The sequence below is a fragment of the Kitasatospora sp. NPDC059812 genome, assembly GCF_042732075.1.
Taxonomy (GTDB): domain Bacteria; phylum Actinomycetota; class Actinomycetes; order Streptomycetales; family Streptomycetaceae; genus Kitasatospora.
Map to the genome: position 1 here is coordinate 19,603 of NZ_JBHWIO010000067.1, position 23,539 is coordinate 43,141.

General features: G+C 74.1%; 25 protein-coding genes. 12 read left to right on the forward strand and 13 right to left on the reverse strand.

The features are described 5' to 3' along the window. The first annotated feature begins 56 nt into the window (after positions 1-56). A complete protein-coding gene (treY, locus tag ACFV6D_RS27855) occupies positions 57-2,582 on the forward strand; it encodes a malto-oligosyltrehalose synthase (RefSeq protein WP_380561501.1) in 2,526 nt (841 codons plus the stop codon). Between the two features lie 8 nt (positions 2,583-2,590). Continuing rightward, positions 2,591-4,330: a malto-oligosyltrehalose trehalohydrolase gene (gene treZ / locus ACFV6D_RS27860; RefSeq protein WP_380561534.1), complete on the forward strand. Its 1,740-nt coding sequence runs from the start codon at positions 2,591-2,593 to the stop codon at positions 4,328-4,330. A 13-nt stretch (positions 4,331-4,343) separates the two neighbouring features. On the opposite strand, the gene ACFV6D_RS27865 is transcribed toward treZ, so the two are convergent. Together ACFV6D_RS27865 and ACFV6D_RS27870 are read right to left on the reverse strand one after the other, a co-directional pair. Further along, positions 4,344-5,237: a transketolase family protein gene (locus ACFV6D_RS27865; RefSeq protein ID WP_380480576.1), complete on the reverse strand. Its 894-nt coding sequence runs from the start codon at positions 5,235-5,237 to the stop codon at positions 4,344-4,346. A gap of 122 nt (positions 5,238-5,359) precedes the next feature. Continuing rightward, positions 5,360-6,073, reverse strand: coding sequence for a transketolase (locus tag ACFV6D_RS27870; protein ID WP_363368655.1), 714 nt, complete (start codon positions 6,071-6,073; stop codon positions 5,360-5,362). A gap of 57 nt (positions 6,074-6,130) precedes the next feature. Here ACFV6D_RS27870 and soxR point away from each other — a divergent pair, with 57 nt between their 5' ends. Further along, positions 6,131-6,670, forward strand: coding sequence for a redox-sensitive transcriptional activator SoxR (gene soxR, locus ACFV6D_RS27875; protein ID WP_363368653.1), 540 nt, complete (start codon positions 6,131-6,133; stop codon positions 6,668-6,670). A gap of 106 nt (positions 6,671-6,776) precedes the next feature. Here the strand turns inward: soxR and ACFV6D_RS27880 are convergent, their stop codons facing one another. Beyond that, on the reverse strand, positions 6,777-7,310 hold the full coding sequence (locus tag ACFV6D_RS27880) for a GNAT family N-acetyltransferase (protein ID WP_380561503.1): 534 nt from the start codon (positions 7,308-7,310) through the stop codon (positions 6,777-6,779). Positions 7,311-7,361: 51 nt separating this feature from the next. Further along, positions 7,362-8,006 (reverse strand): formylglycine-generating enzyme family protein, encoded by a 645-nt coding sequence (locus tag ACFV6D_RS27885; RefSeq protein WP_380561505.1) that lies wholly within the window; start codon positions 8,004-8,006, stop codon positions 7,362-7,364. Between the two features lie 76 nt (positions 8,007-8,082). Here ACFV6D_RS27885 and ACFV6D_RS27890 point away from each other — a divergent pair, with 76 nt between their 5' ends. Together ACFV6D_RS27890 and ACFV6D_RS27895 are read left to right on the forward strand one after the other, a co-directional pair. Beyond that, a complete protein-coding gene (locus ACFV6D_RS27890) occupies positions 8,083-8,727 on the forward strand; it encodes a CatB-related O-acetyltransferase (protein ID WP_063347118.1) in 645 nt (214 codons plus the stop codon). 95 nt (positions 8,728-8,822) lie between these two features. Further along, complete coding sequence (locus tag ACFV6D_RS27895; RefSeq protein WP_380424906.1) at positions 8,823-9,254, forward strand: SRPBCC family protein; 432 nt, start codon at positions 8,823-8,825, stop codon at positions 9,252-9,254. A 22-nt stretch (positions 9,255-9,276) separates the two neighbouring features. Here the strand turns inward: ACFV6D_RS27895 and ACFV6D_RS27900 are convergent, their stop codons facing one another. The 3 genes from ACFV6D_RS27900 to ACFV6D_RS27910 all read right to left on the reverse strand — a co-directional run bounded on the left by ACFV6D_RS27900 (position 9,277) and on the right by ACFV6D_RS27910 (position 10,564). Further along, a complete protein-coding gene (locus ACFV6D_RS27900; RefSeq protein WP_380372494.1) occupies positions 9,277-9,738 on the reverse strand; it encodes a hypothetical protein in 462 nt (153 codons plus the stop codon). A 92-nt stretch (positions 9,739-9,830) separates the two neighbouring features. After that, complete coding sequence (locus ACFV6D_RS27905) at positions 9,831-10,118, reverse strand: hypothetical protein (RefSeq protein ID WP_380561507.1); 288 nt, start codon at positions 10,116-10,118, stop codon at positions 9,831-9,833. Then, on the reverse strand, positions 10,115-10,564 hold the full coding sequence (locus tag ACFV6D_RS27910; RefSeq protein ID WP_380561509.1) for an ATP-binding protein: 450 nt from the start codon (positions 10,562-10,564) through the stop codon (positions 10,115-10,117). Before ACFV6D_RS27910 ends, ACFV6D_RS27905 begins: the two co-directional genes overlap by 4 nt. 319 nt (positions 10,565-10,883) lie before the next feature. Here ACFV6D_RS27910 and ACFV6D_RS27915 point away from each other — a divergent pair, with 319 nt between their 5' ends. From ACFV6D_RS27915 to ACFV6D_RS27925, 3 genes are all read left to right on the forward strand, one after another. Next, positions 10,884-11,729, forward strand: a complete 846-nt coding sequence (locus tag ACFV6D_RS27915; protein ID WP_363368636.1) for a helix-turn-helix transcriptional regulator — start codon at positions 10,884-10,886, stop codon at positions 11,727-11,729. After that, positions 11,726-11,947, forward strand: coding sequence for a DUF397 domain-containing protein (locus tag ACFV6D_RS27920; protein ID WP_380372504.1), 222 nt, complete (start codon positions 11,726-11,728; stop codon positions 11,945-11,947). Before ACFV6D_RS27915 ends, ACFV6D_RS27920 begins: the two co-directional genes overlap by 4 nt. Before the next feature lie 170 nt (positions 11,948-12,117). Beyond that, entirely contained in the window at positions 12,118-13,377 is a 1,260-nt protein-coding gene (locus ACFV6D_RS27925; RefSeq protein WP_380561511.1) for an alpha/beta hydrolase, read from the forward strand. A gap of 722 nt (positions 13,378-14,099) precedes the next feature. Here the strand turns inward: ACFV6D_RS27925 and ACFV6D_RS27930 are convergent. Beyond that, on the reverse strand, positions 14,100-14,654 hold the full coding sequence (locus ACFV6D_RS27930; protein WP_380561512.1) for a hypothetical protein: 555 nt from the start codon (positions 14,652-14,654) through the stop codon (positions 14,100-14,102). A 156-nt stretch (positions 14,655-14,810) separates the two neighbouring features. After that, a complete protein-coding gene (locus tag ACFV6D_RS27935) occupies positions 14,811-15,707 on the reverse strand; it encodes a LysR family transcriptional regulator (protein WP_380561514.1) in 897 nt (298 codons plus the stop codon). 70 nt (positions 15,708-15,777) lie between these two features. Between ACFV6D_RS27935 and ACFV6D_RS27940 the strand changes: the two genes are divergently transcribed. Continuing rightward, positions 15,778-16,578, forward strand: coding sequence for a hypothetical protein (locus ACFV6D_RS27940; RefSeq protein ID WP_380561516.1), 801 nt, complete (start codon positions 15,778-15,780; stop codon positions 16,576-16,578). Continuing rightward, on the forward strand, positions 16,575-17,216 hold the full coding sequence (locus ACFV6D_RS27945) for an HD domain-containing protein (protein ID WP_380561518.1): 642 nt from the start codon (positions 16,575-16,577) through the stop codon (positions 17,214-17,216). Before ACFV6D_RS27940 ends, ACFV6D_RS27945 begins: the two co-directional genes overlap by 4 nt. A 59-nt stretch (positions 17,217-17,275) precedes the next feature. Here the strand turns inward: ACFV6D_RS27945 and ACFV6D_RS27950 are convergent, their stop codons facing one another. Further along, complete coding sequence (locus ACFV6D_RS27950; protein WP_380486528.1) at positions 17,276-17,815, reverse strand: GNAT family N-acetyltransferase; 540 nt, start codon at positions 17,813-17,815, stop codon at positions 17,276-17,278. A gap of 101 nt (positions 17,816-17,916) precedes the next feature. Between ACFV6D_RS27950 and ACFV6D_RS27955 the strand changes: the two genes are divergently transcribed. Beyond that, positions 17,917-19,203 carry a sensor histidine kinase gene (locus tag ACFV6D_RS27955; RefSeq protein ID WP_380561520.1) on the forward strand — a complete coding sequence of 429 codons (1,287 nt, stop codon included), beginning with the start codon at positions 17,917-17,919 and terminating at the stop codon, positions 19,201-19,203. 3 nt (positions 19,204-19,206) lie between these two features. Here ACFV6D_RS27955 and coaE read toward each other — a convergent pair whose 3' ends face one another. Together coaE and ACFV6D_RS27965 are read right to left on the reverse strand one after the other, a co-directional pair. After that, positions 19,207-19,809, reverse strand: a complete 603-nt coding sequence (gene coaE / locus ACFV6D_RS27960; protein ID WP_380372524.1) for a dephospho-CoA kinase — start codon at positions 19,807-19,809, stop codon at positions 19,207-19,209. 70 nt (positions 19,810-19,879) lie between these two features. Continuing rightward, positions 19,880-20,521 (reverse strand): MBL fold metallo-hydrolase, encoded by a 642-nt coding sequence (locus ACFV6D_RS27965; RefSeq protein ID WP_380561522.1) that lies wholly within the window; start codon positions 20,519-20,521, stop codon positions 19,880-19,882. Positions 20,522-20,583: 62 nt separating this feature from the next. Between ACFV6D_RS27965 and ACFV6D_RS27970 the strand changes: the two genes are divergently transcribed. After that, the gene (locus tag ACFV6D_RS27970; RefSeq protein ID WP_380372530.1) at positions 20,584-21,009 is read left to right on the forward strand and encodes a MarR family winged helix-turn-helix transcriptional regulator; all 426 of its coding nucleotides are present in this window, start codon (positions 20,584-20,586) and stop codon (positions 21,007-21,009) included. On the opposite strand, the gene ACFV6D_RS27975 is transcribed toward ACFV6D_RS27970, so the two are convergent. Next, positions 20,989-23,250: an MMPL family transporter gene (locus ACFV6D_RS27975; protein ID WP_380561524.1), complete on the reverse strand. Its 2,262-nt coding sequence runs from the start codon at positions 23,248-23,250 to the stop codon at positions 20,989-20,991. The two genes, ACFV6D_RS27970 and ACFV6D_RS27975, sit on opposite strands and share 21 nt — an antisense overlap. Positions 23,251-23,539: the final 289 nt, after the last annotated feature.

The following is a 23,539-nucleotide window of genomic DNA, read 5'->3' on the forward strand; positions in this document are numbered from 1 at the left end:
CTGTTCGGACCAGCAGCGGGTCTTGGCGGCGGGCTCCCCCGGGTACTCATGGACCTATGACCTCCGCCGCCGAGCCCGCACCGCCCCGCCCGGCCGCCGCCTCCCCCTCATCCGCCACCGCTACCGCCACGGCCCCCACGGCCAGCTACCGCCTCCAGCTGCAACCCGGCTTCACCCTCCACGACGCCGCCGCCGCCGTCCCCTACCTCGCCGCCCTCGGCGTCTCCCACCTGCACCTGTCCCCGCTGCTGGAGGCCGCCCCCGGCTCCACCCACGGCTACGACACCGTCGACCACGGCCGGGTCAGCGAGCAGCTCGGCGGCGAGGGCGCCCTGCGCGCGCTGGCCGCCGCCGCCCACCGGCACGGCCTGCGGCTGCTCGTCGACGTGGTGCCCAACCACATGGCGGTGCCCGTCCCCGAGCGGCTCAACCAGCCGCTGTGGCAGGTGCTGCGCGACGGACCCGACTCGCCGTACGCGCGCTGGTTCGACATCGACTGGGCGGCCCAGCCCGGCCCCGTCGACGCCCCCGCGCGCGGCCGGGTGCTGCTGCCGCTGCTCGGCGACCGGCTCGGCACCGTGCTGGACCAGCTGGTGGTGGACGGCGAGGTGCTGCGCTACCACGACCACGAGCTGCCGCTGCGGCCCGGCACCTCGGGGCTGCCGCTCGACGAGCTGCTCGCCCGCCAGTGGTACCGGCTCGCCTGGTGGCGGCTGGCCCGCACCGAACTGAACTACCGGCGCTTCTTCACCGTCAACGAGCTGATCGCCGTCCGGGTCGAGGAGCCCGAGGTGTTCGCCGCCACCCACGCCACCCTGCTGCGGCTGCACGCCGACGGCGTCGTCGACGGCTTCCGGATCGACCACCCCGACGGGCTCGCCGACCCGCGCGGCTACCTGCGCCGCCTCGCCGGCGCCACCGGCGGGGCGTACACCGTCGTCGAGAAGATCCTCACCGGCGACGAGCGGCTGCCCGCGGACTGGCCGGTCGCCGGGACGACCGGCTACGACGCGCTGCGCCGCATCGACGGCGTGCTCACCGACCACGCGGGCGCCTGCCGGCTGGCCGGGGCGTACGCGGCGTTCCTGGCCGGCTCCGCGCCGGACGGCCAACCCTGCGCCGACCCCCACCCGGCGGTCGCCGCCGCCCGGCGCGGGCGGGCCGACATGACCGCGCCGCACGGCGAGCTGGCCGCCGAGGTCGACCGGCTGGTGCGGATCGCGCTGCGGATCGGCGCCGCCGAGCCCGCGCACTCCGACCACGCGCCCTGGCAGCTGCGCGCGGCGCTGCGCCGGCTGTTCACCGGCTACCCGGCGTACCGGCCGTACGCCCGGCCCGGGGAGCCGGTGCCGCCGGCCTCCGCCGAGCAGCTGCGCGCGGCGCTGGGCGGCTCGGCCGACCCGACGGACCGGCTGGTCGCCGCCCTGGCCCTCGGGGAGCTGGGGAGCGGGCCGCAGAAGGACGAGTTCTGCGAGCGCTTCGCGCAGACCGCCGCCGCCGTCGCCGCCAAGGGCGTCGAGGACACCGCCTTCTACCGGTGGAACGCGCTGCCCGGCCTCAACGAGGTCGGCGGCGAGCCCGGCCGGCCGGGGCTGCCCCCGGCCCGGTTCCACGACTGGTGCCGCTACCTGGAGCGCGCCTGGCCGCACAGCATGACCGTGCTGTCCACCCACGACACCAAGCGCAGCGCCGACGCCCGCGCCCGGCTCGCCGTCCTCGCCGAGCAGCCCGAGGCCTGGGCCGCCGAGGCCGCCGCCTGGTCCACCGCCGCCGGGCCCGGCCCCCGCGGCGATCACGACCGCGAAGGCCGCCACGACGGCGAAAGCGGCCCCGACCCCGGTACCCGCGACGGCGACTGGCTGCTCTGGCACACCCTCGTCGCCGCCTGGCCGATCGACCCCGACCGGCTCGTCGCCGCCCTCCTCAAGGCCGCCCGCGAGGCCAAGCTGCACACCTCCTGGACCACCCCCGACGCGCGCTTCGAGCAGGCGCTCACCGCGCGTGCCCGCGCCGTCCACACCAACCCCGGACTGCTGCCCCGGATCGAGGGCCTGGTGCACGCCCTCGCCCCGTACGCCCGCGCCAACACCCTCGCCGCCGCGCTGCTGCACCTCACCGTCCCCGGCGTGCCCGACCTCTACCAGGGCAGCGAGGAGCCGCTGTACACCCTCGTCGACCCGGACAACCGGGGCGTGGTGGACCTCGGCGCGCTCGCCGTCCGGCTCACCGACGCGGCCGCCCCGCGCCCCGGCGACCTCGCCCGCGAGAAGCTGCACCTCACCAGGGCGGCGCTGCACCTGCGGCGCGACCGCCCGCTCGGGCCCTACCGGCCGCTGGCCGCCGCCGGCCCCGCCGCCGACCACCTGCTGGCCTTCGCCCGCGGCGCCGACGTGGTCACCGCCGTCACCCGACTCCCGTACGGGCTGGACCGCGCCGGCGGCTGGCGCGGCACCGTCCTGGAGCTGCCCGAGGGCGGGCCCTGGACGGACCAGCTGACGCTGCGGACCCACCCGGCGGGCCCGGTGCCCGTCGCGCGGCTGCTGGCGGACCGGCCGGTGGCGCTGCTGACGAGGAGGAGCTGAGCGTGCGGATCTACGAGGTGTGGGCGCCCCTGGCCACCGACCGGGTCGAGGTCGAGGTCGACGGCTCCGCCCATCCACTGGCCCGGTGCCCGCAGCGCCCGGGCTGGTGGACCGGCGGCGCTCCGACCGGCGACTACGCCTTCCGCCTCGACGGCGGGCCGCCGCTGCCCGACCCGCGCTCCCCCTGGCAGCCGCACGGGCCCGACGGCCCCAGCCGCCCGGTCGACCACGCCGCGTTCCGCTGGTCGCAAACCGGCTGGCGCGGCCGCGCGCTGCCCGGCGCCGTGCTGTACGAGCTGCACATCGGCACCTTCACCCCCCGCGGCACCTTCGACGCCGCCGCCGAACACCTCGACCACCTCGTCGAGTTGGGCGTCGACTTCGTCGAACTGATGCCGGTCTGCCCGTTCCCCGGCCGGCACGGCTGGGGCTACGACGGGGTCTCGCCGTGGGCCGTGCACGAGCCGTACGGCGGGCCCGAAGGGCTGAAGCGCTTCGTCGACGCCGCCCACCGCAAGGGCCTCGGCGTGGTGCTGGACGTCGTCCACAACCACCTCGGCCCCTCCGGCAACCACCTTCCCGCGTACGGCCCGTACTTCACCGACCGGCACCACACGCCGTGGGGGGCGGCGGTCAACCTGGACGCCCCCGGCTCCGACGAGGTGCGCCGCTACCTGATCGGCAGCGTGCTCGGCTGGCTGCGCGACTACCGGATCGACGGCCTGCGGCTGGACGCCGTGCACGCCCTCGCGGACGACCGGGCCGTCCACTTCCTGGAGGAACTGTCCCACCAGGTCGAGAAGTTGGCCGTCGCGACCAACCGCCCGCTGTTCCTGATCGCCGAATCCGACCTCAACACCCCGCACACCACCGCCCCGCGCGCGGCCGGCGGCCAGGGCCTCACCGCGCAGTGGAGCGACGACTTCCACCACGCCCTGCACTGCGCGCTCACCGGCGAATCCCAGGGCTACTACGGCGACTTCGCCCGCCACCCGCTCGCCGCCCTCGCCAAGACGCTCACCCGCGGCTTCTTCCACGACGGCACCTGGTCCGGCTTCCGTGGCCGCGGCCACGGCCGCCCCTTCCCGCCGGACGGCGGACACCGGCTGCTCGGCTACCTCCAGACCCACGACCAGATCGGCAACCGGGCCCTCGGGGACCGCATCTCCACCTGCCTCACCACCGGCCGGCTCGCCTGCGGCGCCGCGCTGGTGCTCACCTCGCCGTTCACCCCGATGCTGTTCATGGGCGAGGAGTGGGGCGCGGCCACCCCCTGGCAGTACTTCACCGACCACACCGACCCGCAGCTCGCCGAGGCCGTCCGGCAGGGCAGGCGCCGGGAGTTCACCGACCACGGCTGGGCCGCCGAGTCCGTCCCCGACCCGCAGGAGCCCGCCACCGTCCTGCGCTCCGTCCTCGACTGGACCGAACCCCGGCGCGCCCCGCACGCCGAACTCCTCACCTGGCACCGGACGTTGATCCGGCTGCACCGCGACCGGCCGGAGCTGTCCGACCCCGGCCTCGGCGCGGTGCGGGTGGCGTACGACGAGGCGGCGCGCTGGCTGGTGGTGCACCGGGGCCCGTACCGGATCGCCGTCAACCTCGGCCCCACCGAGGCCGCCCTGCCACTGGACGGGACCGGGCGCGAACTGGTCGCGGCCTTCGGGGCGGCGGCACTGGACGGGACGGCGGTACGGCTGGGGGCGGACGCGGTGGCCATCGTCGCGGTGGCGGTCGGCGCGGCCTGACCCACCACGCGCGTCACCAGAGGAAGGTGCCGATCCGCTCCCGCAGCGAGGCCGCGTCCAAGCCGTAGGCGCTCAGGTGCTCCGGGATCGAGCCGTAGTGCCGGTGCTCCTCGCGCGGCACGCCCAGGCCCAGCACCCGGTGCGGGCGGTCGGCCAGGGCGGCGTGCGCCTCGTTCGCCGAGGTGCCCGCCAGGTACGGCTCCACCAGCACCACGTCCGCCCGCTCCCCCACCGCCGCCCGCAGCCCGGCCGCGTCGAAGGGGCGCACCGTCGCCGCGTACAGCACGGTGGCGTCCAGGCCCTCGGTGGCCGCGAGCACCGCGTCCAGCATCGGCCCGACCGCGAGGACCACGCCGCGCGAGCCCTGCCGCACAGTGGTGAACCGGCCCGCCTCGACCGGCAGGGCCTGCGCGTTCTGGTGCGCCGAGAGGCGGACGTAGACGTTGCGGTCGCCGTCCGCGACGGCGTGGCGCAGCAGCTGCTCGGCCTCGTCCGGGTGGCCCGGCACGTGGACCGTCCAGTCCGGCAGGGTGTCCAGCAGGGCGACGTCACCCGGGGACATGTGGGTGCGGCCGCCGGCCGGCCAGTCGTAGGAGCCGGCCGCGCTCACCAGGACGGCGCCGACGCCCTGGTGGACGAGGTCCAACTTGACCTGCTCAAAGGGCCGTTCGATCAGGAAGCTGGCGAAGGTGTGGGCGATCGGACGCATCCCGGTCAGCGCCAGGCCGCCGGCCGCGCCGATCAGCAGCTGCTCGCGGATACCGACGTTGACCACCCGGTCCGGGTGGCGCTGCTGGGCCGGGGCGAAAGCGGCCGCGGTGATGTCGGCGAGCACCACGGCCAGCCGGGGGTCCTCGTCCAGCAGGCGGCTGGTGACGTCGATGAAGCGGTCGCGCATGGTGTCCATCGGTGAAGTGCCTTTCGGTTCGTGCTGGTTGGCGCGTGCGTGCCGGCTTGGCGCTTGCGTGAGGGCTCGCGGGCCCAGGAGGCCTCGGGCTCAGGAGGCCTCGGGCCCAGGAGGCCTCGGGCTCAGGAGTCCTTGGGCTCGACCCGGGCGACCACCACGTGCGGGCGGCCCGGGTGCTCGGCGGTGTAGGCGCGGTACAGCGCCTCGTGGTCGCGGCCGTCCACCGTCGCGGTGGACCAGCCCTCGGCCGCGAACCGGGCCGCGATGCCGCCGTGCCAGCCGTGCGTGGCCGAGGAGTTGTCGATCACCACCACGTGCAGCCGCTCCAGCCCGTACGCACCGGCGAAGGCCACCGCCTCGTGGTTGGAGCCCTCGTCGAACTCGGCGTCGCCGACCAGCACCCACACCGCCGGGTCGGTCAGGCCCTGCGCCCGCAGCCCGAGCGCCGTGCCGACGCCCAGCGGCAGGCCGTGCCCGAGCGAGCCAGAGGCGATCTCCACCCCGGGGACGAGCATCCGGTCCGGGTGGTGGCCGAGCGGAGAGTCGTAACCGCCGAAGCTCGGCAGCACCCCGGGGTCGATGAAGCCCTTGGCCGCGAGCACCGCGTAGTACGCCATCGGGCCGTGGCCCTTGGAGAGCAGGAAGCGGTCCCGGTCCTGCGCCCCGGCCCGCTCCGGGCTCACCCGCAGGACCCGGTCGTAGAGCACCCAGAGCGCGTCCAGGGTGGAGGTGGCGGCCGGGCCGTGCTTCTCGTCGCCGGTCATCAGGCCCATCAGCGCCGACAGGTCCTCGAAACGGGTGGTTTCCGCGAGGTCCGCGGTTGCGTTCGTCGTCATGACCACGATGGTGCAACTTAAAGTCGACTTGAGGTCAAGCGGCTAGAGTGGGTGCCCATGACCGCGACCCCGGACCACGGCCGAGCACCCGGCCCGCACCGCGACGACCTGCTCACCATCGGCCAACTCGGCCACCGCAGCGGCCTCGCCGCCTCCGCCCTGCGCTACTACGAGAGCCTCGGCCTCATCCACGCCACCCGCACCGCCGGCGGCCAGCGCCGCTACCCCCGCGGCACGCTGCGCCGGATCGCCTTCGTCCGCGCCGCCCAGCGCGTCGGCCTCTCCCTCGACGAGGCCCGCGTCGCCCTCGACCGGCTCCCCGAGCGCCCCGCCCCCAGCGGCGCCGAGTGGGACCGGGTCGCCGAATCCTGGCAGAGCCGCATCGACGAGCAGATCGCCGAGCTCCAGCGCCTCAAGGCCAAGCTGACCGGCTGCATCGGCTGCGGCTGCCTCTCCCTCTCCCGCTGCTCCCTCTACAACGCCGCCGACCGCGCCGCCGACACCGGCCCCGGCGCCCGCTACCTGCTCACCCGCGACCCGGCCGGCGGCCCGGAACCCCTCTCCCCCGCCGCCACCGACGCCTGCGGGCCCCACTGAACCGCTCCGGCGCGGGGCGCTTCCCTCATCCCGACCCACCTCGGCGGGAGTTGAAGCCCTCCGCGCGGACGCTGGACGCCCTCGCGGAGGAGTGGTTCGGGGTCGCCTAGGTCTCAGGAAGCGGCCGGGGGTCGGTGCGCAGCAGGCTGTAGCGGACCACGTCACGCCACTGGCCGTCCCGGAAGCCCATGCTGCGCTGGACGCCCTCACGGACGAAGCCGCACTTCTCCAGCGCGCGCTGCTCGGCGAGGTTGGCGTCCTCGGTGTCCGCCTCCAGCCGCATCACCACGGTGTGGGCGAACAGGTAGTCCACCAGCAGTTGTTGGGCCCGCGTGCCGACGCCCCGGCCGCGCGCCTCCGGGCGGATCATGATGCCGAGGTTCCAGTACGGCGCCAAGTCCGGCCGGCCGACCTGCCGCCAGGCGACGAACCCGGCGAACTCGCCCCCCACGAGCACCGCGAGCATCGACTGCTCGGGCGCCAGCAGGCCGTTCTCCGCCCAGAGGCGCCGGGTCCGCCCGGGGTCGCGCCACCCGAACCACTGGAACGGGCCCGACGCCCTGGGGTCGTTCAGCAGTGCTTCGAGCGGGGCGAGGTCGGCTTCGCCGATCGGTCTGAGGGACACCGGTGCGTCGTTCATGCAGACCCCAACGGTCCGCGACCAGGCCCGGGTTCCCCGCGGCGCGCGCCTTCAGGCGGTGATCGACCGGGCGAGCCGGAAGCCGACGTCGTCGATCCGCAGGGTGGGGTGGCTGCGGCGGCGGACGGAGGCGCGGCAGCTCCAGTGCTCGTCGAACCAGCCGCCGCCGCGCAGCACGCGGTAGTCGCCGTACACCTCGGCGTCGTACACGTCCCAGCACCACTCCCACACGTTGCCGAGCAGGTCATACAGGCCGAAGCCGTTGGGGCGCAGGCCGCCCACCGGGTGCGGGCGCTCGTCCGAGTTGCCGCGGTGCCACGCGATCTCGTCGAGCGGCCCGTAGCGGGGGCCGTCCGTTCCGGCGCGGCAGGCGTGCTCCCACTCGGCCTCGGTGGGCAGCCGGTAGCCGTCGGCGGCGCGGTCCCAGGTGACGGACTCGCCGTCGAGCCGGTAGGCCGGCGCCAGCCCGTCCCGCCGGGACAGGTCGTTGCAGTAGCGGACGGCGTCGTACCAGGAGACGCTGTCGGCGGGGAGCCGGTCGCCGGCCCCGGCGCCGTACTGCTCGCGGGTGACGGGACAGGCCGCCAGCTCGTAGGGGGCGAGCTCGACGGTCCAGCTCCGCTGCGTACGGCGGTCCGACAGCGTGACACGGCCGGGCGGGACGGCGATCAGGTCGGTTCGGGTGCTCGCATCCATGGGCCGCGATCCTAGCCCGTGGGATGATCAATGTCCTTTCCGCTCTTCACACCTGACGATCAGGAGTGGCACCGCCATGAGTTCCGTCCCGCCGGACCCTTCGACTCTCCACCCGGTGGCCGGGCAGCCGCGCGTGGTGCTCCTCAAGCCGTTGGTGACGTCCCCGCTGATCGACGTCGGCGACTACTCCTACTACGACGACCCGGACGACGCGACCGCGTTCGAGACGCGCAACGTGCTCTACCACTACGGCCCGGAGCGGCTGGTCATCGGGAAGTTCTGCGCGCTGGGTACGGGGGTCCGGTTCATCATGAACGGGGCGAACCACCGCATGGACGGCCCCTCGACCTTCCCGTTCCCCATCATGGGCGGAAGCTGGGCCGAGCACTTCGACCTGGTCACCGGCCTCGCCGGCCGCGGGGACACGGTGGTCGGCAACGACGTCTGGATCGGCTACGGCGCCATGGTGATGCCCGGCGTGCGCATCGGCCACGGCGCGATCATCGCCTCCGGCGCCGTCGTCGTCGACGACGTCCCCGACTACGGGATCGTCGGCGGCAACCCGGCCAAGCTCATCCGCACCCGCTACGCCGAGGCGGACATCGCCCGCCTGCTCGCCCTCGCCTGGTGGGACTGGCCGACGGACCACCTCACCCGCCACCTGCGCACCGTCATGTCCGGCACCGTCGACGACCTCGAAGCGGCCGCGCCGGGACGGTGACGCCCTGGCGCTCGCCGCCGGGCCCCCTGGCGCCCGCCACGCGCCGGCCCGAGGATGGTGTCCGTCCGTACGAAGGCCGGCGAAAGGCGACGACGATGGCGGGTACGAAGGTCAGTACGGTCGTGGAGGCTCCGGCCGAACAGGTGTGGGAGCTGCTGGGGGACTTCCACAACCTCGGCGGCTGGCACCCGGGCCTGCCGGCCAGCAGCCTCGGCAACGAGCTGACGGGCAACGCGATCGGGTCGGTCCGGGTGTTCGAGATCGACGGCGCTGCGCTGCGCGAGACGCTGCTCGCCTACGACGAGGACGCCCGCAGCTACACCTACAGCTTCCCCGAAGGGGCGTTCGAGCTGTACGGCTACCGGGCGACGCTGCGGGTCACCCCGGTCACCGCGCTCGACGCCAGCTTCGTGGAGTGGGGCGCCACGTACGACGTCGAGGCCGAGCACCGCAAGGACTCCGCCGACCGCCTCCACGGGGTGTTCACGGCCGGCCTGGCGGCCCTGCGCGAGCGGTTCGCCGGCTGACGACGGCGGGCCGTCCGGGAGTTCAGCGCCCCATCACCGCGTAGAGCGCGACCAGCGACCAGCCCAGCAGCGACAGCACCCCCACGGTCCACCCGAGGACGGCCGCCGTCTGGCCGTACTCGGGGCCGCGGGCGCGCTGGAACGCGGCCACCAGCGCGGGGATCGCGGCGACCGGCAGGAACAGGAAGGCCGCCAGCATGAGCCACGCGCCGAACCCGATCACGAACCAGATGCCCACGAACAGCAGCGGCACCGAGGCGACCGCCACCACCGCGCCCGCCGCCGCACAGGCGATCCGGAACGGGCCGAGCTCCCGGTAGCACACCGGCACGGCGGCGGCCGCAGCGCTGACCAACGCGATCACGTGCAGGAACGAGAACGGGCCGCCCAGGCCGAACGCCACCGCCACGAGCGCCAGCGGGAGCAGACACACCGCGGCCGCCAGCCCCGCCAGCACCCTCGCACTCCCCGGCACCACGGCCACGGCTCCCCCTTGCGCCCACTTATTTGAACGCGTTCAAAGCTAGCACGCACCACGCCGGGAGGAGCGGCAGGGCCGGCCCGTCGCGCGACGGCTCACCATTCGCCTCCGGGGGGCGTCCAGCCGAGACGCAGGTGGTGGAGGGAGTCGGGGAGAACGACAGGGAGGTCGAGCGGGCCCGCACTGGCGAGGTAACCGGCGACGAAGCAGTCGGCGGACGGGCCGGTGAGGTAGCGCTCGAACCAGAGCCACTGGGGGCGGCTCATGGGCTGGAACTGGAGGGAGCGCCAGAGGGCGTCGAGCGCCTTGGGGAGGAGGGCGTAGATCGTCGGCGGCATCAGACCGCCGGTGATCTCGGCGGTGACCAGGCGGTCCTCGTTCACGCCACACGCTCCACGGGGGCGGAGGAGGCGGCGGCGGAACCGATCTCCGACCACACGATCTTGCCGATGGGCACGCGCGGGCAGCAACCCCAGCGCTCGGACAGGAGCTTGACGAGGAGAAGGCCCCGCCCGGACTCGTCTTCGGCGGACGCAGGGCGAAGGAGCGGCGCGCGGTCACGGCGCGCGTCGTGCACCTCGATGCGCAGTCGCGAGGGGATGAGGGAGAGGGAGAGCCACAGCCGGTTGCCGATCGGAGTGCCATGCACGACGGCATTGGTGACGAGCTCGGAGACCACCAACAGACCGGAGTCCGCGAAGAGTTCACCGGCGGGGGTCGAGCCGAGGAGCCGCAAGAGCGCCTGCCGGGCCTTCGCCGGCGACCGCCGACTGCGCAGCAGCCAGCAGCTGGACACGAACTCGGGGGGATTGTCAGGCGATTCGAACATGGCGAAGCCACCTTCGGGAGCGAGTGGAGAAGATCCAAGGCAGAGCTGCCGACTCGGCGGGCTTCCGCGACCAGCGCAGCACCCAGCACGAGGCACCGGAATGCGCGCCCACCGACCTGCACAGGCGTTCACAGTCAGCTAGCACTCCGTTACTCAAAGCATGATGCACGCCACATCGGAAGCGCAAGGCAAGTCGAGCAAATATGAAAACTTTCACCTTGAGTGGCAAGGCGTCGCCCTTAGACTCCCCGAAGGTGGTGGCGAAGCATCACATACGCCATGCACACTGGTTCTTGGAAGCTTTGAAGGGGTCACATAGATGGCGGTCGCAGTACCAGCCGTGCGATACCGGCGCATCGCAGCCGAGCTCAGGCGACTTCGCGAGCTCAAGAACCTGTCGGCCGAAGAGGTGGCGGCTCAGGTCGACGGCGTCAACCTGGTGAAGCTCAGCAGATACGAGAACGCCCGCGTCCAGCTCAAGCCGGACGTCGTCCGCGCGCTGCTCGACTTCTACGAGTGCGACGAGGAGCTCAAAGAGGTCCTCGTCGAGATCCTTCGAGACAAGCGGCGTCCCGGCTGGATCGCGGGCTACGAGCAGTTGAACCCGCTCTACACGGATCTGATCCGCCTCGAAGAAACCGCAGTGGGTAACAAGTCATATCAGTCTGCCTACATCCCTGGCCTGCTCCAGACGCGCCAGTACGCTCACGCCATCATCTCCAGCGGCGTCATAGAGAAGCCCAGCGTCGAAGAGCGAGTCGAAGTCCGGATCAACAGGCAGTCCGTCCTGACTCGATCCGAGAACCCGCTGAAGCTATGGGCCGTGATCCACGAGTCGGCCCTGACCATGAGCGCCGCACCAGGCGTGATGGCTGACCAGCTGGACAAGCTGCTGCAGTTCAGCCGGCTCCCCAACATCAGGATCCAGGTCATGCCGGCCATGGCTCCGCCGCACCCCGGCATGACCGGGCCGTTCGCACTCCTGGAGTTTCGGCAACGCGATCTCGACCTGGTTCTGCTCAGCGGAATGCTCAGCAGCGACTGGGTCGAGGACCCGGACCAAGTCGATGTCTATCGAGCGGCGTTCGACGAAATCATGGCAACCGCCTTGGCCCTCGACGAGTCGCGTAGCCTCATCACACAGAAGAGAGACATGCTCAAGTGACCCACTTCCCTGTCGCCTCCGCACTCCCCGTCCAGTGGAGGAAGGCAAGCGCCAGTAACCCGAACGACGACTGCGTCGAAGTCGCCGACGGCTTCACCGGCGTCGTCCCGGTCCGCGACAGCAAGGACCCGCACGGCCCGGCCCTCAGCTTCAGCCCCGAGGCCTGGCAGTCCTTCATCGCCGCCGTCCAGGCGGGCGAGCTCCCGGCAGCTCGCTAGCCTCAACTGTCCTGGGCGGCCCCATGCCGAGCACGGGGCCGCCCCCGGATTGACGTCCACACCCGGTCCACGACACCGTTCCAAGTGCATCGACTCGCGCTCCCAGCCTTCTTCCAGCGGCCTGCCAGCCTCTCATCGACTTCTCATCCGGCACCCCTAGCCTCCGCCAGATGAACGTCTCCCTGCTCGGCGGCTGGTTCCCCTGGGCCGTCCAGGCCGTGGCCCTCGCCCTGTTCCTGGCCGCGCTCGGCTGGCGGGACCGGGTCTGGCGGCTGAAGTGGGGCCCGGTCGCCCTCGGGACGGCGCTGCTGCTCACCGCCCTCGCCGCCGTCGGGGTGCTCACGCTCGCCGGGATCACCGATCCGATCCCGTTCGGGGTGTGGCTGTGGGGCGGGATCGCGGTCGCGGCGGTCAGCGCGCTCGGGTTCGGCTGGCGGGGCGCCCGCTGGTGGCGCCGGGCGCTCGCGCCGCCAGCCGCGCTGCTCGCCCTGTTCTGCGCCGCCAACAGCGTGAACATCGCCACCGGCTACTACCCGACCCTCGACGACGCGATCGGCGAACTGAGCGGGCAGCCGCTGCCGGAGCAGATCACGCTCGCCGAACTCGGCTCCCTGCACGGGAAGACGAAGACCGGCCGCATCGTCCAGGTGGACATCCCGAGCACGGCCAGCGGCTTCACCCACCGCCAGGAGCTCGTCTACCTGCCGCCCGCGTGGTTCCGCAGCCAGAACCGGCCGAAGCTGCCGGCGCTGGAGCTGATCGGCGGCGAGTTCGCCGCGCCCGACAACTGGATCCGCTCCGGCAACGCCGTGAGGACCGCGGACGACTTCGCCGCGAAGCACAACGGCTTCGCGCCGATCCTCGTCTTCGTCGACGCGACCGGCGGCTTCCGGGTCGACACCGAGTGCGTCGACGGCCCGCACGGCAACTCCGAGAGCCACCTGCTCAAGGACGTCCCGCCGTTCGTCCAGAAGACCTTCAACGCCGCCACCGACCCGCACAAGTGGGGCGTGGCCGGCTGGTCCATGGGCGGCACCTGCGCCGTCGACCTCACCGTCGAACACCCCAACGTCTTCACCCACTTCGGCGACTTCTCCGGCGACAAGGGCCCCTCCACCGGCGACAAGGACCACACCGTCCAGGAGCTGTACGGCGGCGACGCGGCCGCCTGGGCCGCCCACGACCCGCTGACCGTCCTCGCCCACCACCCCAAGTACCAGGGCGTCTCCGGCTACTTCGGGCAGGGCGACGAGGAGCACGGCCAGATCGAGTCCGCCAGGGCCCTGAACGACGCCGCCCGGAAGGACGGCATCCGCACCACCACCGCCGTCGGCTCCGGCAAGCACACCTGGCAGACCGGCGCCGCCACCTTCGCCCAGGCCCTCCCCTGGCTCGCCCAGCAGCTCGGCGTCCCCGGCACCCACGCCTGATCCGCCACCGGTCCGGGGGCGTGCCGTGCCGGGCCGGGCCAGGCGGGCCGCCCGGCGGGAGGGCGGCGGATCCGGTCGGGGGAAAGCCTTGGCATCGGCCGTCCGCCGCGACCGGCCGCGGGCCCGCACGGGCGGGTCGGCCGGGGCTGCGGCCGACCCGCAAACCCCCGCCCGACAGGGGGAATCCGCGACCGCGCGCCGTCCCGCCGACCGGTCGGGCGCCGAGGGCCCGCCATACCTTCCGACACGCCCGCACACACGTTCACCACCAACGCCCCCGCAGCGGCCGGGGAAGGCGGCCTACCCGCCGGTATCCCGCTTTGCTCCCGGCGGCCCGGTGGCATAAGTTTCGACCGCCGTCGACGCAGCCGACCCCGACCGCCCCTCGGAACAGAGGAGCGCAGCGGGCCGGCGGCCGGGCGGCAGAACGTACGGGGGAAGGGAACAGCCATGCCGAGTGCCCGCATCCGCGAGGCGACCGGGCAACGGGAACGGGCGGACGGCGCCGCGCACACACGGCCCGGGACCACCGCGGGCCCGGCCCCGGGCCACTCGGCCCGCTCGGGCCGCTGACCCGGCGCCACGCCCCGACCACCACCACAGAACCACCACAGACGGCCCCGCGCACCGCCGAGGCGGCGCACGGGGCGGACGGCAGGTCGGCCCGTCCGGCACAGGGGACCGGACGGGCCGACCGCCGCACCAGCACAAAAACCAAAGGGTCAGAGGCCGAGGCTGCTGAGCGCGGTGGTCCAGTCGGTCACGATGGCGCGGCGGGCGTCGTCGAGGCCGACCGTGCCCTTGCAGACCGCGTTCTTCAGCTTGGTCTCGACGCCGTCCTTGCCGGTCGCGGTCTGGCTGCCGTAGCGGGGCTCGGGCCAGAGGTTGCGCGGGTCGCGCGGGGCGCCGCCGAGCTCCAGCGGGACGAAGTGGTCCTCCTCGTAGTCGGACAGGTTGGTGTCCGCGTAGCCGTACTGCGCGATCTGCTGCGCCTTCAGCGCGTTGGTGTAGCTGGTCGGCGGGCGGACGGTGGAGGTCCAGCCGGAGACGCAGATGGTCTGGCCGATGGTGGCCTGGGTGACGTCCGGGTTGTAGGCGCCCGGCGTGCAGAACGGGTCGGGCAGCGGCAGGTAGGCCTGCGAACAACTCGCCGCGAGCGGACGGATCTTGACGGGTGAGCCCTTCGCGGGGGCGGCCTGCGCGGTGCCGGCCGCGAGCCCGGCGGCGGCGAGGACGGCCGCCGCGGCGACGACGGTGAGACGCTGACGGAGCATCATGTGGGGAGATCTCCTAGGCCTTGCCCGGCCTCTCGCCGGACGACTGTGCCCATGACAGCACCACCCATGCGACCACCGTCAGTCCCAGGACGTGAACGGCCGGTGATCGCGCCTCCACAAACACCGCGGGCGCCCGGCGCGATCCGGGGAGCGGGCTCAGGGCGCGCCCGACAGCAGCCGCGCCAGCAGCGCGGCCGGCCCCTCCGGCAGGCTGCCGTGCACCAGTTCGGTGCGGTGCACCAGCCGCGGGGCGGCGATCGACACGGACGCGACGCCGGGCGCCCCGGCGAGGACGGACGCCGGGAGGAGGCTGAGCCCGTGTCCGGTGGCGACCAGGGCGAGCAGCCCGTGCACGTCGGTGCCCCGGTAGCGGGTGGCGGGGCGGAAGCCGTCGACGCCGGCGGCGGCGCGCAGCCGGGCGGCGGTCGGGGTGAGGTCGGGGGCGTCGAGCCAGCGGGCGGCGGAGAGGTCTGCGAGCGCGACGCCGGTGCGGCCCGCGAGGGGGTGGCCGGCCGGGAGGGCGACGGCGACTGGCTGCTCGTCGACGGCGACGGTGGTGAGCGGGCCGACGTCGGGCAGCGGCAGCGGGTCGCTGGGGGCGGCGAGGCCGTCGATCAGGGCGAGGTCGACCTCGCCGGTGGCGACCTGGGCGGGCAGCGCGTCCTGGGCGAGGACCCGGACGACGAGGTCGGCCGCCGGGTGGGCCCGGCGCACCTCGCCGAGTGCGCGCCCCAGGGTCGCTCCGACTGCCAGCGGGGTGGCACCGAGCACCAGCCGGGCGCTCGGGGCGCCAGCCAGGCGTGCGACGTCGGCGCGCGCCGCCTCCAGCCGGACCAGCAGGGGCGCCGCGTGCTCCAGCAGCCGCAGGCCGGCCTCGGTCGGGCCGACCGGGCGGCGGCTGAGCAGGCCGGTCCCGAGGTCGGCCTCCAGGGCGGCGATCTGCTGGGAGACCGCGGACTGGGTGTAGCCGAGTTCCCGCGCGGCCTCGGAGAAGGAGCCGAGGCGGGTGACGGTGACGAAGGTGCGCAGCTGCTGCGGATCCACGGCAGTCATCAACTCTTCTGATCGAGGGGTAAGAAATCATCGTTGGCGCTGATCTCGGGTGCGGGGTCAGGATAGTCCCATGACCTACCTCACCCCGCGGATCGCCCTGGTCGGCGACCGCTCCCCCGCCGTCCGCTCGCACGCCCGCATCCCCGGCCTGCTCGACGCCCTCGCCGAGCGCGAGCAGCTCGTCCTGGACGCCTACTGGATCCCCACCGAGGACGCCGGGGCGCCCGGCGCCCTGGACGGCTTCGACGCCGTCTGGCTGCTCCCCGGCAGCCCCTACCGCAGCGAGGCGGGCGCGCTGGCCGCCGTCCGGACCGCCCGCGAGCGCGGCATCCCCTTCCTCGGCACCTGCGCCGGGTTCCAGCACGCGGTGCTGGAGTACGCCCGCAACGTCTGCGGCCTCGGCGGGGCCGTCCACGGCGAGGAGCACCCGGAGCGGGACGAGCAGGTGATCGTGCCGCTGGCCTGCTCCCTGGTCGGCCACGAGGGGGAGGTCGCGATCACCCCCGGCACGCTCGCCGAGCGCGTCCTCGGCACCACCCGCACCCTGGAGCGTTACCACTGCGCGTACGGCCTCAACGCCGACTACCTGGACCGGCTGCGCGCGCACGGGCTGCGGTTCAGCGGCGCGGACGGCGCGGGCGAGGTGCGCGTCCTGGAACTGCCGGACCACCCGTTCTTCCTCGCCTCGCTGTTCCAGCCGGAGCTGTCCGGCGACGGCACCCGGGCGCACGCCATGATCCGCGCGCTGGCCGGCGCCGCAGTCGCCCACGCGGCGGGCTCACCGGCCGCTGCCGACCGAACCGCCACCGTCCCGACCGCCACCGACCCGGGCACCGACCCGAGCACCACCACTCTGGAGGCCACCGCATGACCGCCACCGAGATCGCCGGAGTCCGGATCCCCGACAGCCACCTCGCCACCGAGGCCACCGAGCTGGTCCGGGACGCCACCACCGAGCTGCTGTACCACCACTCCCGCCGGGTCTACCTGTTCGGCGCCCTCCAGGGCCGCCGCCGGGGGCTCGACTTCGATCTCGAACTGCTGTACCTGGCCGCGATGTTCCACGATCTCGGCCTGGGCCCCGAGCACCACGCCTCCGGTCGGCGCTTCGAGGTGGACGGCGCCGAGGCCGCCGCCGCGTTCCTGCGCGGGCACGGGGTGGACGAGCGGCGGGTGCGCCTGGTGTGGGAGGCGATCGCCCTGCACACCACGCCCGGCATCCCGGAGTTCCTGGAGCCGGAGATCGCGCTGACCACCGCCGGGGTGGAGCTGGACGTGCTCGGCATCGGGTACGCGGACCTCGCCGCCGCCGACCGGGACGCAGTGGTCGCCGCCCATCCGCGCCCGGACTTCAAGCGCGGCATCCTGCGCGCCTTCCACGACGGCGTCGCGCCCAAGCCGGAGACCGCCTTCGGCAACGTCAAGGCGGACGTCCTCGCCCACTTCGACCCGGACTTCGAGCGGACCGACTTCGTCGCCGTGATCGAGAACTCCGCCTGGCCGGAGTGACCCCGCCCGGCCCCGCGCCCGCCCAACCCCCGCCCCCACTCCCACCCCCACAGGGCACGTCACATCGGCAGCGAGCGCAACCGCACCGGCCCCTCCGGCCATCCGGCGCCCTCCGCCAGCGGCGCCCACATGGTGCGCAGCGGCATCACCGCCAGCCGCCCCTCGGGCTGCTCCACCGTCACCTCCTCCGCGACCTCGCGGAATCCGAGCCCCCGGTAGAACGTGGCCAGCGGCGGGCGGCAGAACAGCAGCGCGTGCCGGTGGCCGAGGGTGCGGGCGTGGCCGAGGGCGGCCCGGACCAGGGCCTGCGCGAGGCCGGCGCCGCGCCGGTCGGGGGCGACGGCGACGCCGCCGACGCCGACCGCCGTCAGGTCGGTGCCGCCGACGGTGAGCGGGAGCGGCAGCAGCCCGGTGTGCGCGACGAGCCGGCCGTCGGCGGCCCGGACGCCGAAGTGGATGTCCTTGGGCAGCCAGGCCAGTCCGGTGTAGGCGACGCCGTACGGGTCGTCGCCGGGGCCGAGGATCTCGTCCTGGTCGGCGCGGGTGTACTGCGGCAGCCGGACGACGGTCGGCGGCTCGGGAGAGAAACGATCATCCATCCGACCATGATCCCTTCCGGGGAAGGCGAATTCCAGGCTGTTCCCGGCCACTGCGGCCCGCTCGCCACCCCGGGCCGGACGGGGTGTGCGAGCATGCCCCCATGCGCCAGCCCACCCAGCAGCGGCCCCGACTCCGGCGCCCCACCGGCCGGTTGGACCCCGCCCGCCACCAGCACCACCCGTCCACCGACCAGCCCCACGCCGCCCACCACACCGACGCCGGCGACCAGTTGGACTCCGCCCTCGCCGCGGTACCGCTGCCGGGCCCGCCGCTGCGCCTGCCCGGCCCGGTCGTCGCACTCGGGCCGACCGCCCTGGTGCTGCTGGTGCTCGTCCCGCTCGCCGCGGGCGACCCCGACATCGGGCCGACCACCTCGGCACCGGTCAACGCGGGCCTGGTGGCGGCCGGCGCGCTCGCCCTCGCCGTCCGCCGTCGGTACCCGGCGGCCGTCGCCGCCGTCACCCTGCTGGGCGGCCAACTCCCACTCGCCGTCGCCCTCTACGGGCTGGCCACACGGCGCGGCGCCACCCGGGTGCTGGCCGTCCTGGCCGCGCTGGCCGGGGTGCGCCTGCTCGTCCCCATGGACCTCGGGGACGTCAGCAGCCTCTCCGCCCTCGCCAACCTGGCCGAGGACCCGCTGGTCTTCGGCGCCGTCCCGCTCGCGCTCGGCCTCACCGCCCACCAGCGCGCCCGCGCCGTCGCCGCGCTCGCCGAACGCAACCGGCTGCTGGAGGCAGCCCGCCGGTACGCCGAGGAGCGCGCCGCCGCCGCCGAACGCGCCCGGCTCGCCCGGGAGATGCACGACGTCGTCTCCAACCGCGTCTCCCTCATCACCCTGCACGCCGGCGCCTGCCAGGTCGCGGCCGCCGACGACCCGACGGCCGTCCGGGAGACCCTCGGACTGATCCGCGCCCTCGGCCTCCAGGCCCTCACCGAGCTGCGCGGCCTGCTCGGCGTCCTCACCCCGGCCTCCGACCAAGGCCCCTCACTGCACGGACTGCCCGCCCTGGTCGAGGAGTCCCGCCAGGCCGGACTCGCCGTCGACCTCACCCTCACCGGCCCCGCCGAAGGACTGCCCGCCCCCGGACCGGCCGTGCAGTACGCCACCTACCGGATCGTCCAGGAAGCCCTGACCAACGCCCACAAGCACGCCCCGGCCGCCGAGGTCGCCGTCACCGTCGAGGTCCACCCGGACGGGCTGCGCCTGGACATCGTCAACTCCCCCGCCACGGCGGCCGACCCGGACGGGCCTCAACTGCCCTCCGGCGGCCACGGCCTGGACGGCATGCGCACCCGCGCCGACGACCTCGGCGGCACGCTGCACGCCGGCCCCACCACCGAGGGCGGGTTCGCCGTCCGGGCCCGCCTACCGCTGACCGCCGCCTGAACCTCAGGCAGCGGCGGCGCGCTTCACCAGTTCCGCCCACACCTCGTCGACCCGGGGCGCGAGCGCCTCCAGCGGCCCACCGTTGTCGATCACCACGTCGGCGATCGCCAGCCGGTCCGCCCGCGAGGCCTGCGCGGCCATCCGGGCCCGGGCCTCCTCCTCGGCCATCCCGCGCAGCCGCACCAGCCGCTCCACCCGCACGTCGTCGGCCGCGTCGACCACCACGACCAGGTCGTACAGCGGGGCGAGGCCGTTCTCCGCGAGCAGCGGCACGTCGTGCACCACCACCGCGTCGGGCGCGGCCGCGGCCTCCAGTTCGGCGGACCGGGCGCGCACCAGCGGGTGGACGATCGCGTTCAGCGCCTGGAGCCGCGCCGGGTCGGCGAACACGATCGCGCCGAGGGCCGGGCGGTCGAGCGCGCCGTCCTCGCGCAGCACCTGCGGCCCGAACTCGGCGGCCACGGCCGCCAGACCGTCCGTCCCGGGCGCGACCACCTCGCGGGCGATCACGTCGGAGTCCACGATCACCGCGCCGTGGGCGGCGAGGAGCCGGGACACCTCGCTCTTGCCGGCGCCGATGCCACCCGTCAGTCCGATCTTCAGCATGGCGTCAGGCTACCGGCGCCCGGACCGCCGACGCCATGGACCGGCCACCCGACCCCGCCCCCCGGCACCGTCAACCGAGCTCCAGGCTCTCGCCCTCCCCCAGCACGGTCAGCTCCGCGCCGGTGCCCGGCCCGTCGGGCCCGAGCAGCCGGGTGGCGATCATGTGCCCGATCGGGCTGAGCGTCGCCTCGTGCACCGGCACCGCCACGCGCGGGGCCGCCTCCCGGACGTAGTCGACGACCTCACCGGCCTTGCTCCACGGCGCCGCGAGCGGCAGCAGCAGGGTGTCCACCGCGTGCGGCGGCACGGTGAAGGCGTCGCCGGGGTGGAACAGCCGGCCGTCGAAGAGGAAGCCGATGTTCTTCACCTGCGGGATGTCCCGGTGGATGACCGCGTGCCACTCGCCGTGCACGCTCACCCCGACCCCGCCGACCTCGAAGGCGTCGCCCTCGCCGACCACGGCGACGCGCTGCGCCACGCCGTCCAGTTGGGCGGCCACCGCGCTGTTGGTCCACACCCGCAGGGCCGGGTCGGCCTCCAGGGCGGCGCGCAGCCGGGCCTCCTCGAAGTGGTCCATGTGCTCGTGGGTGACCAGGACGGCGTCGGCCCCGGTCAGCGCGGCGGGGTCGGTGAACGCCCCGGGGTCGACGACGACGGTCGTCCCGTCGTGCTCCAGGCGTACGCAGGCGTGTCCGAACTTGGTGATCCTCATGCGGCCGACAATACAGCAGGACTGCACAGTTTTGCTATGGAGATTCCCGGTAGGCTTCTCCCATGAACAGTCCGGCTCCCGAAACCCTCGAACTCGCCGCCGAGCTGCGCGCCGCCATCGGCGACCTGGTCCGCTCCCTGCGCCCGGGCGACGAGCTGCCGCAGAACCAGGCCGGCGTCCTCGGCGTCCTCGTCCGCGACGAACGCGCCTGCACCGTCGCCGAACTCGCCGAGCACCAGCGCGTCCGCCACCAGTCGATGGCCCGCACCGTCGCCCTGCTGACCGAGGCCGGGCTCGTCGCCCAGCAGCCCCACCCCACCGACGGCCGGAAACTGCTGGTCACCGCGACCGGAGCGGGCCGCGCCGCCCTGCTGGAGCAGCGCGCCCGCCGGGAGGAGCGGATCGCCACCGCCATCGAGGCCCGCCTCACCCCCGAGGAGCGGCTGGCCCTGAGGGCGGGCGTCGACCTACTGCGCCGACTGCGCTGAACCCACCAGGTCCCTGGCCTCCGGCCGCGGGACCGGGACGGCCACCTCGCCGACAGCCACCTCGCCGACAGCCGCCTCGCCCACGGCCGCCTCGCCGACGGTCGGCAGTTCGACGTGCTCGCTCAGCCCGAAGCGCCGGTGCAGGCGCCGCAGCGGGGCGGGCGCCCACCAGTTGAACTCGCCGAACAGGCTCATCGCGGCGGGCACCAGCAGGCAGCGCACCAGGGTGGCGTCCACGGCGACGGCGACGGCCAGCGCGATGCCCATCTGCTTGACCATGAGCATGTCCCCGAGGGCGAACCCGGCGAACACGATCACCATCAGCAGCGCCGCCGAGGTGATGATCCGGCCACTTCGCTGGACCCCGAGCTCCACCGCCCGGGTGCAGCTGTGCCCCTTGTCCCGCAGTTCCTTGATCCGGGCGAGCAGGAACACCTCGTAGTCCATGGACAGCCCGAACGCGAAGGCGAAGACCAGCACCGGGATGAAGGTCTCCAGCCCGCCGGTGGGGCTGAAGCCGAGCAGCCCGCTGAAGTAGCCGTCCTGGAACACCAGGGTGAGCGCGCCGAGCGAGGCGCCCAGCGACAGCAGGTTCATCAGCAGCGCCTTGACCGGCATCACCACCGAGCCGGTCATCAGGAAGAGCAGCACCAGTGTGCCGACCGCGACCAGTCCGAGCGCCCAGGGGCCCCGCGACATCAGCTCGTCCTTGAAGTCGACGACCGAGGCCGCGCCGCCGGTGACGTAGGTCTTCAGCCCGCCGCGGTCGTCCCGCAGTTCCTGGACGACCTGCTTGGCCTGGTGGCCCTGCGGGTCACCGTGGACGAGCACGTCGACGGTGGACACCGAGTCGCTCACCGGGTTCACCGCCCGCACCCCGGCGACCCCGGGCAGCTTGGCGACGACGTCGTCCGCGTACGCCTGGGCGACGGGCGCGCCGCCCTCGACGACGACGGTGATCGGCGCGGCCGCGGCCTGCGGGAAGCGCTGGTCGACGGCGTCGGCGACCTGCCGCCCGGCCGAGGAGGCGGGCAGCACGGCGGCGCCGGAGTTGCGCATGTCGGCGTGCAGGAAGGGCGCGCCGGCGGCCATCAGCAGGGCGACGCAGGCGAGCGCGACCGGCACCGCCCGCTTGCCGACCCGGCGGACGGTCCGGCTGAAGAAGCCCTCGTCGGGGACGGGCGCGGCGGGCGCCTTGATCCGGGAGCCGGCGAAGCCGAGCAGCGCGGGGATCAGGGTCAGCGCGGCGGCGACCGCGATCACCACCACGCTCACCCCGGCGGCGGCGACCGCGCCGAGCACCGGGCTGGTGAAGACGAACAGGCCGGAGAGCGCGACGGCGACGGTGAGGCCGGAGAAGGCGACGGTGCGCCCGGCGGTCGCGGCGGTGCGTTCGACGGCGGCGGCGATGCCCGCGCCGTGCCCGCGTTCCTCCCGGAAGCGGTTCACCATGAGCAGCGCGTAGTCGATCGAGAGTCCGAGCCCGAGCACGGTGGCGATCGGCAGCACGCTGGTGTCGATGTCCATGATCCGGCTGAAACCGAACATGGCCAGCAGCGCGCCGCCCACCGAGGCGACCGCGCCGATCACCGGCAGGCTGGCCGCGGCGAGGCCGCCGAAGACCAGCACCATGACGACCAGGGTGAGCGGCAGCGTCACCATCTCGCCGAAGCGGGTGTCCTGTTCGGTCTGCTTCTTGACCTCGTCCTGGAGCACCAGGTCCCCGCCGACGGTGACGTGGGCGCCGGCCTCGCCGTTCAGGGCGGCGAGGCGCTGGGTGACGGCGTCGGTCTGGGCGGAGGTGCTGGTGTCGGCCATCCGTACGGTGACCAGGCTCGCGGTGCCGTCGGCGGAGCGCAGTGCGGCGGGCGCCGGGCCGGCGCCGTAGGCGTCGAGCGCGGAGGAGACGCCGGGGAGGGCGGCGAGGTCGGCGGTGGCCTTGGTGACGGCGGCCCGTACGGCCGGGTCGTCGACCGGTTTCCCGTCCACGACGGCGGTGACGGTGCCGCGGGCCGGGTCGGTCGCGGCGACCACCGCGCTGCCCCGGTCGGCTTCGGCGGTGGCGGAGGAGGCGCCGGCCACCGTTCCTTCGAAGACCCGGCCGCCGATCAGCACGCCCACGACCAGGACGACGGCCCAGAGGCCGAGCACCCAGCGGCGGTGGCGGAAGCAGAACCGGCCGAGGGCGGCGAGCCGCCCGGGGACCGCGGGGTCGCCGGCAGCGGTGGGAGCGTTGCGCATGAAGGAGGCCTTTCGGGCAGCTCCCCTCAATGTAGGTGCAACCCGGTGTTCGACCTATAGACGGACAATGAGCCACATCTCACATAATTCCTTCACATAAACCACAAATAAGTGAAGGCGAAAAACGAAAGAACGTGAAGCAAAAGGCCCCGGCCAAAGGCGGAAAACGAAATGGGCCCCACCCCCGTTTGTCCAGGGGGGGGGGCGACCTTCGAGTTTGGGCCACTTAAGGGCCACGGGGGCTCGGTGATCGGTGGGCGCCCCCCCACCGTTCGCGCAGGGGCCGCCC

What these genes read in the sequence shown, in the direction of transcription:
- treY (WP_380561501.1), top strand. Translation starts at nt 57, where the DNA reads ATGACCTCCGCCGCCGAGCCCGCACCGCCCCGCCCGGCCGCCGCCTCC.
- ACFV6D_RS27865 (WP_380480576.1), bottom strand. Translation starts at nt 5,237, where the DNA reads ATGGACACCATGCGCGACCGCTTCATCGACGTCACCAGCCGCCTGCTG.
- ACFV6D_RS27870 (WP_363368655.1), bottom strand. Translation starts at nt 6,073, where the DNA reads ATGACGACGAACGCAACCGCGGACCTCGCGGAAACCACCCGTTTCGAG.
- soxR (WP_363368653.1), top strand. Translation starts at nt 6,131, where the DNA reads ATGACCGCGACCCCGGACCACGGCCGAGCACCCGGCCCGCACCGCGAC.
- ACFV6D_RS27880 (WP_380561503.1), bottom strand. Translation starts at nt 7,310, where the DNA reads ATGAACGACGCACCGGTGTCCCTCAGACCGATCGGCGAAGCCGACCTC.
- ACFV6D_RS27885 (WP_380561505.1), bottom strand. Translation starts at nt 8,006, where the DNA reads ATGGATGCGAGCACCCGAACCGACCTGATCGCCGTCCCGCCCGGCCGT.
- ACFV6D_RS27890 (WP_063347118.1), top strand. Translation starts at nt 8,083, where the DNA reads ATGAGTTCCGTCCCGCCGGACCCTTCGACTCTCCACCCGGTGGCCGGG.
- ACFV6D_RS27895 (WP_380424906.1), top strand. Translation starts at nt 8,823, where the DNA reads ATGGCGGGTACGAAGGTCAGTACGGTCGTGGAGGCTCCGGCCGAACAG.
- ACFV6D_RS27910 (WP_380561509.1), bottom strand. Translation starts at nt 10,564, where the DNA reads ATGTTCGAATCGCCTGACAATCCCCCCGAGTTCGTGTCCAGCTGCTGG.
- ACFV6D_RS27915 (WP_363368636.1), top strand. Translation starts at nt 10,884, where the DNA reads ATGGCGGTCGCAGTACCAGCCGTGCGATACCGGCGCATCGCAGCCGAG.
- ACFV6D_RS27925 (WP_380561511.1), top strand. Translation starts at nt 12,118, where the DNA reads ATGAACGTCTCCCTGCTCGGCGGCTGGTTCCCCTGGGCCGTCCAGGCC.
- ACFV6D_RS27930 (WP_380561512.1), bottom strand. Translation starts at nt 14,654, where the DNA reads ATGATGCTCCGTCAGCGTCTCACCGTCGTCGCCGCGGCGGCCGTCCTC.
- ACFV6D_RS27935 (WP_380561514.1), bottom strand. Translation starts at nt 15,707, where the DNA reads ATGACTGCCGTGGATCCGCAGCAGCTGCGCACCTTCGTCACCGTCACC.
- ACFV6D_RS27940 (WP_380561516.1), top strand. Translation starts at nt 15,778, where the DNA reads ATGACCTACCTCACCCCGCGGATCGCCCTGGTCGGCGACCGCTCCCCC.
- ACFV6D_RS27945 (WP_380561518.1), top strand. Translation starts at nt 16,575, where the DNA reads ATGACCGCCACCGAGATCGCCGGAGTCCGGATCCCCGACAGCCACCTC.
- ACFV6D_RS27950 (WP_380486528.1), bottom strand. Translation starts at nt 17,815, where the DNA reads ATGGATGATCGTTTCTCTCCCGAGCCGCCGACCGTCGTCCGGCTGCCG.
- ACFV6D_RS27955 (WP_380561520.1), top strand. Translation starts at nt 17,917, where the DNA reads ATGCGCCAGCCCACCCAGCAGCGGCCCCGACTCCGGCGCCCCACCGGC.
- coaE (WP_380372524.1), bottom strand. Translation starts at nt 19,809, where the DNA reads ATGCTGAAGATCGGACTGACGGGTGGCATCGGCGCCGGCAAGAGCGAG.
- ACFV6D_RS27965 (WP_380561522.1), bottom strand. Translation starts at nt 20,521, where the DNA reads ATGAGGATCACCAAGTTCGGACACGCCTGCGTACGCCTGGAGCACGAC.
- ACFV6D_RS27970 (WP_380372530.1), top strand. Translation starts at nt 20,584, where the DNA reads ATGAACAGTCCGGCTCCCGAAACCCTCGAACTCGCCGCCGAGCTGCGC.
- ACFV6D_RS27975 (WP_380561524.1), bottom strand. Translation starts at nt 23,250, where the DNA reads ATGCGCAACGCTCCCACCGCTGCCGGCGACCCCGCGGTCCCCGGGCGG.